Source organism: Pseudomonas sp. 15C, assembly GCF_055484735.1.
This window is the reverse complement of the sequence record NZ_JBUDGD010000010.1, coordinates 49,927-62,280: the sequence shown is the minus strand read 5'-3', so window position 1 is coordinate 62,280 and position 12,354 is coordinate 49,927. Positions and strand designations below refer to the sequence as shown.

The window sequence follows — 12,354 nt, the reverse complement described above, 5'->3', positions numbered from 1 at the left end:
GCAGGCTTTGTGGTTAAATGAAATGAGTATTTGGAGAGGCATCTATGAAAAAGGCATTTCGAAACCCGTTGTTCCTAACCGGGCTGCCACTGACAATCTGCGGCTTCGCGATTACTGCTCCGGGTCTTTGGATTCCGGGGCTTGTGCTGATGGTCACCGGCTTGGCTGCAAGAAAAAAAACCTGACATCATTGCCACGGCCCCTTGTAGCAGTACACGTAGGCGAACCAGGCGAAGGCGATCATGGCGTCACCCGCTTGAACTCGACGACCCAGACCCATGGGTTGGCGTTCCAGTCGCCGCCGGTGGAGTTCCAGAGATTGCGAAAAGCGGAAATTGCGTCAGTACCAGAAACGCCGAACTGTTGATGAGAACCTGGCGGGTAAGTCTTCGGGGCGTGTGTGTAGAACGTCTTGCCGTCTATCTCGCCTTCCCACGACAGCCCCTCATCAATCGCCTGCTCTTCGCTGATGTCCTGCAATCGCTCGACGCGCACGTCGGTGATCTCCAGCAGAATGCGGCTGGCCCAGCGCGGCATGTGGATGGACGGGCGCCAACGAATCAGTTCCTCTTCACCCTCGAAGTCCGGGACACCGTCGGCCCGGTAGTGAATTTCGCAATCTGCTCGCTCTCCCTCCGGAACCGCTGTTTCGCGGAAATCGTTGATAAAGCAAGTCTCGCGCACGTATAGCCGGTCGCCGATCTGGCCGAACGGACAGCGGTTGAGGTGTTTCCCGGTTTCCCACCACGCGCCCATCGGGCTGCTTTCAGCCGATGTGGTGTGAGCATTGGCGCTTGGTTGTGGCTTGCACGCCCGCCGCGTGACCGTCTTCCGTCCATCCAGAATGGCGCGCACCATCGGCGCCGAGAACAGGATTGGCCGTTCCTTTACCTGGGTCATGGCGTCACCTCGCGGCGTGCCCACCAGCAGACCGGGCCGTTGTCGGTATCGTGGATCGACAGGCAGAACCAGCCTTCGCCGTCGGGTTTATCCGGATCCCAGTAGCTGCAATCCGAATCGCCAGCGTCGAAGTAGCGATCGGATATCGCTTGGTCGCTGTGGTACTCGAGCTCGACCATCTTCATTTGCAGGCCTTGCTCGGCGATCCAGGCTTTGCATTTCTCGCCGTCGCCCTCATCAAAATCAGGCAATTCGGGGTGTTGGAACATGCCGTCTTCATCGCGAACGACGGGTGCCGGCTGAATCAGTTTTATCTTTTCCATGGTCGAGCTCTTCCTTGCCGCTATAGCGGCTGACTTTGAAGGGGGAGGGAGTTACTTCGATGTTTGGCGGATGGCGCGTACCGCGGCGTCATATTCGAGCGGATCGCCGTTCGGGTATTTCTCGATGATTGCCCGCAGGCGATCGCGCTCGGCATCGGATGGCTTTCGCTCAGGCAGCACCACCGCGACCGGCGCGTGAGGGTGCGCTGCATTCCATTGCTCGAATGCTTCTTGCGTGGTGGCAGCTTCGATCTTCTCATCGCACTGGTTGCACGCTGCCACGCCGCCGGCCGCGCCGACATCGCGGTGACCTTGCTTGCACGGGTTCATATGCCAGTCATCATCCTGTTCCGGCTCTGTGCTGGTGGGAAGCTGGGCATCGATATCAGCCATAAGCTCCTGAGGAAGGTCGAAATCCTCTTCGCCCGGATCACACCGCTGCTCGCGCACTGCCATCACACAGCGTCGCAGCAATCCTGCCTGATCATCAATCCGCTGATCCGCTGCGTTCAGGCGCTGCTGCAGTTCGTTGATCTTCAGCTGCTGAGTGTTCCAGGCCAAGGCGGCGTTATCGCATTCGTGCGGGTCGACCTGATCGCAATGTGGGCAGCGCGCGTCTTCGTAGTCGCCGGTGTCGGCGATCTGCTCACCGCCAAGGCAGTGGAAGCTGGGGTAGACCTCGCCGCATCCCTGGCACTCGACCACGAACGGTCCGCCGGTGTTGTCATGCGTCACGAGGCCCAAGGCTTTGCGTTGTGGAATTCGGTTGCAATGCGGCAAGGTCATAGCCGTTCTCCGCACCCACAGCGATCGGGGTGTGCTTGTGGTTGCTGGCATGCGCTGGGCTTGCGGCTGGCGGCCTTTTTCACCATCGCCGTCAGAGCCGCCAATTGGGTCAGGGTGTATTCACGCCGCGCCTCGGCCTGCTCCGGCGTTTCCGTCAGCTGCTGATACAGATCGGGGCTCACCATCATTGTCATCGGCGGCAGCAAATCGTTTTTCATTATTCGGATGCCGTTCATCCTGCAATCTCCAATCAGTTGTCGGTACCGGTGTAGGTGCGCCAAGGCACCTTCACGCCGTTTACGAGGAATCCCCAGTCACCGCGCCACTTGCTGGTGATGAAGAGGGTGATGACGCCGCCGGGGGATACCTGGTCGATGCGGTGGTATTCGCCGTGGTTGAGGCGGCCGGTGTCGCCCGGGCTGCGAGTTTTCATCGACAGCTTGAAGAGGTCGTCCGGCTCTTCCAGCCATAGAAGAGGGCCCGGCTTCAGCATGTCGACGTGGCTCGCAGGCTCAAGACGCTCTTCCATGTACCAACCACGCAGGATGATCGTCCTGGCGTTCCAAGGGTGATCGTGCAGATCCCGGTCTTCATCCGGCCGCATGATGTGGTGAATGCGTAACGACCACGGGCACCACCACAGCGTTGCCTTGTGCGTCTCCCGGCTGTACGGGTTGAACAGCCACCAGCGGCCCATGTACATCTCGGTACCGTCGGCGGACATGATGTGCTGGTACGGGTTGAGCTTGGCGCGGGCGATGAGCCAGTCGGCGATGGCCGGGCGAGCGAGTACCTTGGCGAGGATTCGCCAGAAGATGTTCAGCATGGATGGCGTCCTATGCCGGGGCATGCCCGGGCGGTGGAGTGTGGAAAACCAGCTACAGTTCAGCGACCACAACAAGGAGTAACGCTATGGGCTGTCCAATTTGCGGTAACGCTGGAGCAATTGCGCATCCAACCTTTGCAGGAGGATTGCGCTTCGATTGCCCACCGTGTGGTGGGTACTTCTGCATTTCTTCAACGCTTGAAACGCTGGCCGAAGGTAAAGAGTTCGACATAGGTCGAGCCCGAGCTTTGCTCGAAGCAAAGCGAGAAAGGAAGCGGCAAGAACCACTTGATCCTAACCGGCCTCAGGATCTGGAGCCGACCCTTACCTCTGACGACCAAGAGCTGCTTATTCATCCGGATTGAGTTGACGAAGGATTCGCCGGCCGATCCAGCGCACGCACGGCACGGCCTTGCTGTTGCCGATCGCCTTGTAGCGCGGTCCGTCCGGGCATTCGCTGGCAGGCTTGCCGCGCCAAGGGATCAGCGTGTAGTCGTCGATCATCCCCTGCAGGCGTTCGCACTCGCGCGGGATGAGGCGCCGAACCTTCGAGCCGCCAACGAGCATTTCAGCCTCAGTTACTGGATTGCTGTTGTTGCGCATATTGCCGGACCGGAGGGTCGGCGAAAGCGCAGCTACGATTGGCTGGCCGCGCCCGGTGCCGTCCTCGCTGCCGTCGAAGCCATCCGCCTTCAACGTGTGGGTGATATCGCCAGTGATGCAGACTGCGACCTGTCCGCCGGCATTGGCATGGCTTCCAGAGTGGTTCATTGCGCGCAGCGTTGGCGCGACATTGCCGGCGTCGGCGCCGTGATCCTTGCAGGAGAACGCGAGAACGGCGTTTTCTTGTCCATGGTTCCGGCCGAGGGCGAAGGCGGTTGAATCGCTCACACCAGGGTCTTGCGTGCCATGGACAACCAGCAAGCCGGATTCCGCATCCTGCTGGGTTGCGCTGCCGGCCGCTTTACCGTTGGCATTGAGTGTGCCGGCCACGATAAAAGCCTCTGAGTCGGCTCGGTGGCTGCTCTGTGCCTGTGCGCGCAGAGCTGGCGCAGTGAGCGAGTAGCCTCCAGACTTGCGCGCGCCGCCGGCGAGCGTGGGCGCTACGAAGAACGTCTCGCTTTCCATGTCGAGCCGGGTGTCTTTCGCGGTTAGCGTTGCCGATCGCTCGACAGATCCGCCCAGGCTATGGCCGCCGAAAGCCGGCACGCCGCAGAACACTCCAACCGCCGGCCCTTCATCACCTTCACAGTTCGGGCAACCGTAATGCCCTAGTGACTCGTCGAAGGTGTATCCACATCCGCACTGGAGCGCAGGGCCGAAAGGAGCTGATCCGGTAACGTCTTGCCCCTCGCCTCGGCGCGGCGCAGTATCCCGGCGCAGGCCTTCTCGCTCAAAAAGTACCTCGGTGGGATCGAATCCGTCTCGAGCACTTGCGACAACGAACACACGGCGGCGTCGTTGGGCCAGGCCGAAATATTGGGCGTCCAGGATCCGCCACGCGATTGTTCTTTTGGGTCCATACACACAACCAGCGTCCGGCCATTTCTTCCCTGAAGGCTGCAGTTCGCAGTCTTCCCCAGCAAGCGCGCCAAGAAAGCATCCGAAGGCGTTGCCTTTGTCGCTGAGGACACCGGGGACGTTTTCCCAGACGATGACGCAGGGCGGCTTTCGCTGGCCTGCTCGAACATAGTCAACTGCATCTGCGAGCTCCACGTATTTGATGGTGAGGGCGCCGCGCGGGTCGGTGAGGCCTTCGCGCATCCCGGCCACGCTGAAGGCTTGGCACGGCGTCCCGCCGACGAGGACGTCCGGTGCGGCGATCTTGCCGGCCAGCACCAGGGCGCCGAGCTTGGTCATGTCGCCGAGGTTCGGCGTGTTCGGGTAGTGGTGAGCCAGCACCGCGCTGGGGAACGCTTCGATCTCGGCGAACCAGGTGGCGCGCATGCCGAGCGGCTTCCATGCAAGTGTTGCCGCCTCGATGCCGCTGCACACGCTTCCGTAAGTGATGGGCATGGTTACACCTCAATGCAGTGGATGTTTGGTATGCTTAGTTAGTCTTAGATTGAAAGGCAGAAAACTGATGAGTGATACATACGAGGCTTTACTCAATATTCCTCGCTCTCACAAGCTTGTAATTAGAAGCAGTAGGATGGAACAGCGCAAAGGACAAGATGCAGATATATATGAGCTGGTAGAGGTTGACAATAGAGAACTCCCCGTTGCGAGATATGAAGTTAGAGATAGCATGTCTATCTACCCACCATTCAAGCGAAGCGTAACGTGGAGGAAGTTGGATGAATAAGGACGTTCTAGGAAACATGGATGAGACTGCACCGATCGTACCGATTTGGCTTCAAGTAATGATCGGTCTGGTTGCCTTGTCTGGTTTTGTGATGTTGATTAAATATCTAACAACGTTTGGAGTTCAAACGTCACCCTCGCAGGAGGTATGGGGGCAGTTTGGAGATTTTTTTGGCGGTATTTTGAATCCCCTATTAAGTTCTTTGACGCTTGCGGCAGTCTTGGTGACCATGAGGCTGCAAAGTAAAGAGCTTAAGGTTGCGCAGGAAGAGAATAAACGCGCGAATGAGCATTTGGAGAAGCAAGCTAACTACATTAGAACCCAGAATTTTGAGTCGGTTTTCTTTCGTCTTCTGGATGTTTATATGAACTCAAGGGCTGATGTCTGTATTGGCACAAAAGTCGGCAAAGAAGCGTTTGATATTCTCGTAAACAATTCCGCTCCGTGTTTTAGAATTTTGTCTGATGAATCAAGTGTGGAAGCTTTGGGCGAGTATTCGCTAGAAAAATTCAGCAAAGATTTCAGGAAAAGAGTTGGTGACACCCTCAATGTCTACTGTAGGGGAATGTATCAAGTAATTAAGTATGTTGATACTTATGAAGGGTTGGCTGCTAGTAGCGACTTTGTGGTTGAAAACAAAGTGGAAGGCTTAACGTCTAAGGAGAAAATGCAGCTGCGGAGAGAAGAGGATAAGGCATATAGGCCTATGTATTTTGCAAAGCGCCAATATATAAATATGCTGCGTGCTCAATTGACGCCGGCTGAGTTGACGATGCTGTACCTAAGTTGTTTGACAGAAGAGGGGGTAGGCTTGAAATATCTTGCCGAAAAATACTCTCTTTTTAAAGGGCTTAGCAAGTTGGCTGCTGAAGATCCAAAGTTTGCAAATAACCATTATAGTTACCTTGCATTTGCCGACTACGAGGATATACAAATAAGAGATGTAAGGTTGCTTGATGCTCAGAGTGAGAGGGTGTCGATGAAGAAGAGACGGCATATTTCAACCGGGATTTTAAGGAAAAAGTTTAACGCTACTTTTCATGGGTGACCGTTGCATCTAACAAGGCATAGCACCAAGTTTGGCGAACTCTTCAAGCTGTCGCGACTGCTTTTCCGTAACCACTATTTCAGGTCGCGACATGTTTGCGAATCGGCCAGACTCATAGGCCGTTGCGCGGGCGAGGTTGATCAGCAACGTCGACGCCGTCTCCTGCCACTCCTCGAAACCGTGGCGTTCGCCGAGCGCATGAAGGGCATCATCCAATGCCTTCGACACGATCAGCGTGCGCTTCTCGGCGCCGATCCGATCCAGCAGGGCTTTCTCCTTGGCGCGCTTGTTTCTTTGAATGTCCGCATTGCTCTTGGCCATGGCCTACCTCTTCAATTCCGCTGGCCGGCAAGTCCAGCCAGGTCTGTCGTTTGCGTTGTTGGGTGCGAAAACGTCTCACGCTGCGACCTTCACCTGATGCCAGGCGCCGGCGGCGTAGAACAGCTTCGCGGCTTGCGCTTCGTCCATTGAGATCTCGTCGGGAATGGCGATCCAGCCTGACGCGACCAGATGGTTCGGGTTCGCGCTGTTCCGCAGCTCCAGGTAGTAATGCTCGATCGCGTCGGTGAGGCGCTCGACCTTGTAGATGCCCTCCGGCGAGATCTCCACCGACTTGATGTACTCGGCGCCACGCTCGTCTCGACACATGGCGGCGATGTAGATCGTCCAGCGGTAGGAGAAATCGAATATCGCGTTGGCGATCGCCAGGCTGCGGATCTGCTTGCAGCTCTTCCAGTTCGCCATGATCTGGCTGCCGCTGGGGTCGATGTTCACCACTGCGACGTGGTTGGTGCGCAGCAGTGCCCGGCAGCTGCGCTCAGCCCGGGCGAAGCCGTTGTTGGGTTTGCGTTTCGACTTCATAGCGAGTCCGCCATTTTGCGCAGAGCCTTGCGGTCAGCGGCCGATATCGGCTTAGGCCGCCGCTTGAGGACCGTTTCAGGGTCTACCCAGTCGCGCCGCGCAGGCCTTGGCTTCATACGAGTCGGCGGCAACTCTTTAAAGCTGCCGCCGGGCCGCGTCCAGAAGTCAGCCATCGCCGCCGTGATTTGTTCCGACTCAGTTTGTTTTGCCCGAACTGCGTTGAGGTTGAGACTGATCATGCCGCCACCTTTACCAGCCTTACGCCGGCCATACTGAATTTGCTGCCCTGATCTGCGACCAGCGCGTCGAGGTTCTCCCAGTCCACGGTCAGCACAGAGATAGGCGCTTGTCCGTAGGCAACTGCTTTGATCAGCTCTTCCAGATCAAACACTTCGGCCTGCAGGTTCACCGGCGCCGCGGTTGTTGGCTTCGAGGCAGACTGAACCGGTGCGACGGCCTTCACCGGTGCCGGGCTTGCGACCGTTGCAGGCTCAACCGGTGCGTTGGCTTTCGCCTCGGCCGCGATTCGGCTCAGCTCCTCCTGACGGATCTGCTCACGCTGCGCTTCCGCTTTTTGCTCCTCAGCCTTCTGGTGCTCAGAAATTCGCACCTTGATCAGCGCGACCAGGTCGTCGTTCGCCTTCATCACCAGCTGCTGAACGTCATTGAACAGAAACAGGTAGTCGGCTGCGAGCTCGTCCAAGCTGGCTAAGTTGGTCCGGATGCTGTCGCCGATCTGGCTTGCGGCGATCTTCGCTCGGGCCAGTTCGGAATCGGCGGAGTCGCGCAGACTGCTGATCGTCTTCTTGCCTTTGATCGCCCCGGCGAAGTCGGCAGGCACCGCCGGCATGCGCGCTTTTCCGCCCAGTGAAGTGTTGATCTGGTCGATATGCGTCTGAAGCGCCTTGGCTGCGGTCATGACGATATCTTCGCGGATGCTCAACTTACGAGCCTTCACCAGCTTGTCGAGCGTCAAGCGCTTCGCGCGGGCTTCGGCACTAATCTCGTCAATGGTGCGGAAGAGCGCGTCGATGCTCTCGGTCTGGCTCAGGGCGTGCTGCTTCGCAGCCTCTAGCCGCTCCTCGACATCACCGCACCACTTGACCGCTTTTTCTGCGTCAGCGAAGTGTTGATCAGTTTCCAGTACGGTGTTGATCGAGCCGAACACCGCCAGCGAGTGTGCTTTGAACTGCTCCAGGTTGCTGGCGGTGACCATGCCGGTCACTTCGATGCGCAGCGCTGGCAAGGATTCGGGCGTTTTGCCAACGGCCTCCGGTATTGCTTCCGCTGGCGTGAAGTCCAGAAGGTCAGCTTGAAACTGTTTCCAGCCTGCGACGAGTGTTGCGGCACGACCCGGGACCGGGACGTATTCCATCGAAACGAAGTTTTCTTCCGTGCCGTCGGAGCAGACGAAAATCACCTTCTCGGCGCCGCTCACCAGCAACTGCTGTTCGAGCTGCCAGTAGTAGTGCGGATCGAGGGTGCCGGCGCGAACGTCAGCAGCGAGCTGCTCGTTCCACATTTTGTGTTCGAAAAGCACGTCGCCAAGAATCGTGCAGCCGTCGAGCGATGCGAGCAGATCACCTTCGGTGCCGACCACGGGGAACAGATCTTCTTCGATTCGTTCTTCGAGGATCGGTCGAGCGAGCGCCTCCGCTTCGTGCCCCTTGTCGAACAGGTTTTTCTGCACCCACCACGATACGTCTCGATCGAGGCCGGTCTTTTTCGCGTGCAGCAGTTCGGTGCGCTTCATCTGCTTCGAGGCGCCCATCATTGCTGGTGCTTCTGACGCAGTGAAGTAGTTTGCTCGGAGCGCGTGCCAGGCTTCGGAACCTTGGGCGACATTGTGGATTTTCATTCTTGGTCTCCTTCAATTGGCGCGAGCGCTTTGATCCTGGCGATCTGCTCCTCGCTCAGGGTGAATTTGCTGCTGACGGTTGCGATCAGGTGATCGGGAGCAGAGCGGCCTGCGTCCACCGCGATCTGCCACTTCGGCAGATTCTCTGCGAGTTTTTCGTCGGGGTAGGGCGGGAGCTCTGCAGCGGTCGCTCCGCGCGCCGGCGATACATCGCGAATGGTTGGCGAGGTTTCTTCCAGCTCGTCGGGGCTGTAAACGCCGAGAATCACGTCCGGGCAGTAGAGACGCGACCAGCGCTTGGTGGCGAGGTACGCCAACTGCTGGCGAGGATCATCCGCCCAGAGCGTGCTGTTTCGGGTGCGAGCCTGGGCCAGCAACAGCTCAAGGACACGGGGCTCGTCTTCGCCTCGGAAGGTCGCCCAGACCTTCACGCCAAGCCCTTGTTCATCCTCAAGCTTCCAGCCCGGTACGCGGTACTCGCCTTTGTCGCCGTTCTTGATGGTGAATTTGCCGATCACCTTTTCCCACGCGCCGTACCACTCGTAGTGAAGGCGATCCAGCACCGGGGCGCAGGTGGTGATCACGGCGTTCACCAGCTGTGCCTCGTATCCCAAAACGCCGTTCACCAGGTGCGTTTTCTGCGCCACTGCGAATGGGTTCATCTTCCACTGCATCGATTGCATAACGACTGCCAAGCAATCCGCGGGGTTGCCATTGAAGTGCTTCGGCAGCGTGGCGCGGCCGGTGGCCATGACTTCGGCCAAGCGCATCATTTTGTCTAGGCTGTCGCCATCCAATACCAGAGCGCTGGTGCTGGTTGCGGCGTGCGGAAGGACGTGAAGATTTCGTTCGTGCGCCACCGGCGCCACGCTTTGAGCGGACATAAGTGTTCCTTGCCGCGCGGTGCGCAGCGGTTGAATGCTTCGTTTACTGAGTGATGCGATCGGCGAGGGAGCTGAGCACCATCAGAAAGGTGAAAACGCCGATGGCGGAAAACGATCCGCGCCGAATCAGAATGCGGCGGGCAAGCTGGCGACCGGTCACGGCCGAGCCCTCACAGCGATGCGCCCGCCTTTCATGGTCACCGACAGGCGCTGCGGGAGCTTGTCGACCAGATCCTCGCGCTTGCGGCCGATCAATTCGTTGAAGGGCAGGCCGAAGCCGAGAATCGCAATGCGGCGCTCGATATCGTCGAGCTGCTCATCGACCAGCGTTTTTACGATTGGGGTAGGCATGAAGACTCCTTGCGCCTGGCAACGATCTTGTTGAGGCGCCCGCAGTAATGGTTGAATTCTTCGATGGTGATGCGCTCGTCGGCCATCATTTCAGCCAGGGTTCTCTGAATCACCACCGACCAACTGACCGGCGTTGCTGGTTCCGCCAAGGTCTCCAGCTCCTCGCCAATAAGGACGTGCGGACTCAAAACCCACACTCCTGCTCGATGAGATCGCTTTCGCGTTTGGCGTCGCGGTATTCGTTGGCGTGCACGGCAACCAAGTCGGCGGCGAGCGACCGAACGATTTGCGGATCACCGCCGACTGCTTCGATGGCCCAAGTTTGCAGAACTCCGCCGTTTTGCCGCCTGATCAGTTCGATCAGGATTTTCTCGATGTACCGGTCTGGATCTGGGTTCACAGCCATGTAATCCGCAAGCGCCTCCGGCAGTTGGTCTGCGCTGACTAGGACCTTGCTTCGCCCAACCGGGTTAGGCGCTTCGATGTGTTGCCGAGAAAGCAGATCGCCGACCGATTCGGCCAACCATTCCTGACCTGCCTCCGTGTCGAGAAAGTCGTCTTCCGGGATGGGCTTGCGTAGAGCTGACATGGTCGTCTCCAGAGTGGCGGGTGTTGATCCAACAAAACTCGGATGCACTCATGCGCTCCGCTGGTTGCCGTTGGGCGCGCAGGGGAGTGCATTCGGGTGGTGTAGGGGTAGGGTAACTAAATCGCTCAAGGAACCAGCCAGCATGGCCGATATGTCTTGGCGTTAACGCCAAGCACTTGAGATCCGGAGATCTACATGTTCCTAAGTAAATTCCGCACTGGTACGGCCATCGTGATACTGGCCTTCGCGTATGTCGTTCAGGCTTATGCTGCCAGTGACGTTGTCGTGGACCACGACACAGCGGTTATAGCTGTCGCATCCACCCAGGCATGCGCAAAAAAGCATCCAGAAGCGGGTATCACTTTAGAAAAATTCCTAACGGAGCAGAAAGCGGACATAACTGACGAAATGGCGAAACACATTCGTGAGGTTGCTACAAACCCCATGTACGAAACGGAGGTGAAGCAGTCAGCTGAATTCTTCAACTCCAAAGGCGGCCAGAGCTTGCTGGACAGTCTCTGTGGCGGGTTCATCAGCGCGAAGTAAGTGCCTCGCTTGCTCACTTCGCTGTGATTCATTCCTGATGCAGGTGGGCGGTTATAGGCCGCAGTTTCGTCCGCATCGGGGTGTGATCTGACCGGGGCTCAACCCGCATTCGGCGGAAGGGGTAGCCCTGAAGGCGACCGGTTGGCACATCCGCTGCCCGAGACTTAGCCTCAGATCACACCCCGATGCGCTCTCATAGAGAGGATCGGGCAGTTAACGACAGGCTGTCGTGGCGCTGGTTGTTCAGTCGTCGAACCCGTAAGAGAAATCGCTTTCCTCGCAGTCGATCAGCAGAACGGCTTCACCGAAGTAAAGCGAAGCCAGGATGCGCTCCCATTTCGAGCGGATATTCATTTTGATCGAGACCTTTTTCGCATCGAGTTGGGCGCTATACACCTTCCCGAATTCGACTTTCGGTCTCCAGTGGTCTCCGGTTTCGCGCTCACCTTCAACCATCACATGGAGGTTGTGTTTAAGGCTGTAGTCGCTACGGCGCTCATTGCTATAGCTGTACCGGCTCCCACCTTCTGGCTGCGGATCGAAGTAGATGTGGTAGAACTTGTGAGAATGGCTGTCGTCCTCAGTGATGCGGATTTCCGGGGCGCTCCATCGCTCGTCCGCAGCCTCTTCTTTGTGCTCATCAATGAATGCTTCGAGCAAATCCTTCAGCGAAATCTCTCCTGTGAGCAGACCTTCACCGGTCAACACCTCAGTGATGGATGCGTCGGCCTGCTTCATGATTGCCGACTCCATGCCCGCTGCCTCCCAGCGCTCCCGCAAAGCATTGGCGATCAGTGCGTTGTAGCGCTGAAGCTCAAACATGTCGGTGACATTGGCCGGAAAGGCTTCCTTCACGGCCGTTTTTATTGATTCGCCGATGGTGCCGTAAGATCTGAAGGCGTCTTCGACGACGCTTTTGAACATCTTGTCGATGCCCTCATCGATCAGCTCGCGAGGGCGATCAGACAGGGCGTAGGTGCTGACACGTTCGGCCAGCAGTTGCTGAAGCGTTTGTTCGCTCATTTGATGCTCCGTGCTTGATCGGTTGATTTCCCGTCTGGCCCTGTCGCCAAGGCC

Annotated in this window: 18 protein-coding genes; 3 read left to right on the top strand and 15 right to left on the bottom strand. The window is 57.8% G+C overall.

Annotated elements, in window-relative coordinates:
* Positions 1–44 precede the first annotated feature (44 nt).
* The gene (locus ACYYKW_RS08090; RefSeq protein WP_464989854.1) at positions 45–185 is read left to right on the top strand and encodes a hypothetical protein; all 141 of its coding nucleotides are present in this window, start codon (positions 45–47) and stop codon (positions 183–185) included.
* 55 nt (positions 186–240) lie between these two features.
* Here the strand turns inward: ACYYKW_RS08090 and ACYYKW_RS08085 are convergent, their stop codons facing one another.
* The 6 genes from ACYYKW_RS08085 to ACYYKW_RS08060 all read right to left on the bottom strand — a co-directional run bounded on the left by ACYYKW_RS08085 (position 241) and on the right by ACYYKW_RS08060 (position 4,851).
* Positions 241–900, bottom strand: a complete 660-nt coding sequence (locus tag ACYYKW_RS08085; protein ID WP_464989853.1) for a hypothetical protein — start codon at positions 898–900, stop codon at positions 241–243.
* Positions 897–1,223, bottom strand: coding sequence for a hypothetical protein (locus tag ACYYKW_RS08080; protein ID WP_464989852.1), 327 nt, complete (start codon positions 1,221–1,223; stop codon positions 897–899). Before ACYYKW_RS08080 ends, ACYYKW_RS08085 begins: the two co-directional genes overlap by 4 nt.
* Positions 1,224–1,274: 51 nt before the next feature.
* Complete coding sequence (locus ACYYKW_RS08075) at positions 1,275–2,009, bottom strand: hypothetical protein (RefSeq protein ID WP_464989851.1); 735 nt, start codon at positions 2,007–2,009, stop codon at positions 1,275–1,277.
* Entirely contained in the window at positions 2,006–2,245 is a 240-nt protein-coding gene (locus tag ACYYKW_RS08070) for a hypothetical protein (protein WP_464989850.1), read from the bottom strand. The genes ACYYKW_RS08075 and ACYYKW_RS08070 overlap by 4 nt, the downstream gene beginning before the upstream one ends.
* Positions 2,246–2,259: 14 nt before the next feature.
* Positions 2,260–2,835, bottom strand: a complete 576-nt coding sequence (locus tag ACYYKW_RS08065) for a hypothetical protein (RefSeq protein ID WP_464989849.1) — start codon at positions 2,833–2,835, stop codon at positions 2,260–2,262.
* A 348-nt stretch (positions 2,836–3,183) separates the two neighbouring features.
* A complete protein-coding gene (locus ACYYKW_RS08060) occupies positions 3,184–4,851 on the bottom strand; it encodes a DNA cytosine methyltransferase (protein WP_464989848.1) in 1,668 nt (555 codons plus the stop codon).
* 281 nt (positions 4,852–5,132) lie between these two features.
* Here ACYYKW_RS08060 and ACYYKW_RS08055 point away from each other — a divergent pair, with 281 nt between their 5' ends.
* On the top strand, positions 5,133–6,188 hold the full coding sequence (locus tag ACYYKW_RS08055; RefSeq protein ID WP_464989847.1) for a putative phage abortive infection protein: 1,056 nt from the start codon (positions 5,133–5,135) through the stop codon (positions 6,186–6,188).
* Positions 6,189–6,197: 9 nt separating this feature from the next.
* On the opposite strand, the gene ACYYKW_RS08050 is transcribed toward ACYYKW_RS08055, so the two are convergent.
* The 8 genes from ACYYKW_RS08050 to ACYYKW_RS08015 all read right to left on the bottom strand — a co-directional run bounded on the left by ACYYKW_RS08050 (position 6,198) and on the right by ACYYKW_RS08015 (position 10,731).
* Complete coding sequence (locus tag ACYYKW_RS08050; RefSeq protein ID WP_464989846.1) at positions 6,198–6,509, bottom strand: hypothetical protein; 312 nt, start codon at positions 6,507–6,509, stop codon at positions 6,198–6,200.
* Positions 6,510–6,584: 75 nt separating this feature from the next.
* Positions 6,585–7,049 (bottom strand): hypothetical protein, encoded by a 465-nt coding sequence (locus ACYYKW_RS08045; protein WP_047301322.1) that lies wholly within the window; start codon positions 7,047–7,049, stop codon positions 6,585–6,587.
* Positions 7,046–7,288 carry a hypothetical protein gene (locus ACYYKW_RS08040; protein ID WP_464989845.1) on the bottom strand — a complete coding sequence of 81 codons (243 nt, stop codon included), beginning with the start codon at positions 7,286–7,288 and terminating at the stop codon, positions 7,046–7,048. Before ACYYKW_RS08040 ends, ACYYKW_RS08045 begins: the two co-directional genes overlap by 4 nt.
* Entirely contained in the window at positions 7,285–8,907 is a 1,623-nt protein-coding gene (locus ACYYKW_RS08035; protein ID WP_464989844.1) for a YqaJ viral recombinase family protein, read from the bottom strand. The genes ACYYKW_RS08040 and ACYYKW_RS08035 overlap by 4 nt, the downstream gene beginning before the upstream one ends.
* Positions 8,904–9,791: a recombinase RecT gene (gene recT, locus ACYYKW_RS08030; protein WP_464989843.1), complete on the bottom strand. Its 888-nt coding sequence runs from the start codon at positions 9,789–9,791 to the stop codon at positions 8,904–8,906. The genes ACYYKW_RS08035 and recT overlap by 4 nt, the downstream gene beginning before the upstream one ends.
* A 156-nt stretch (positions 9,792–9,947) precedes the next feature.
* Positions 9,948–10,142 (bottom strand): hypothetical protein, encoded by a 195-nt coding sequence (locus tag ACYYKW_RS08025; RefSeq protein ID WP_464989842.1) that lies wholly within the window; start codon positions 10,140–10,142, stop codon positions 9,948–9,950.
* A complete protein-coding gene (locus ACYYKW_RS08020; RefSeq protein WP_464989841.1) occupies positions 10,124–10,330 on the bottom strand; it encodes a hypothetical protein in 207 nt (68 codons plus the stop codon). Before ACYYKW_RS08020 ends, ACYYKW_RS08025 begins: the two co-directional genes overlap by 19 nt.
* Positions 10,327–10,731: a hypothetical protein gene (locus ACYYKW_RS08015; RefSeq protein ID WP_464989840.1), complete on the bottom strand. Its 405-nt coding sequence runs from the start codon at positions 10,729–10,731 to the stop codon at positions 10,327–10,329. Before ACYYKW_RS08015 ends, ACYYKW_RS08020 begins: the two co-directional genes overlap by 4 nt.
* Positions 10,732–10,926: 195 nt before the next feature.
* Here ACYYKW_RS08015 and ACYYKW_RS08010 point away from each other — a divergent pair, with 195 nt between their 5' ends.
* Positions 10,927–11,277: a hypothetical protein gene (locus tag ACYYKW_RS08010; protein ID WP_464989839.1), complete on the top strand. Its 351-nt coding sequence runs from the start codon at positions 10,927–10,929 to the stop codon at positions 11,275–11,277.
* Positions 11,278–11,520: 243 nt separating this feature from the next.
* Here ACYYKW_RS08010 and ACYYKW_RS08005 read toward each other — a convergent pair whose 3' ends face one another.
* Complete coding sequence (locus ACYYKW_RS08005; RefSeq protein WP_464989838.1) at positions 11,521–12,300, bottom strand: hypothetical protein; 780 nt, start codon at positions 12,298–12,300, stop codon at positions 11,521–11,523.
* Positions 12,301–12,354: the final 54 nt, after the last annotated feature.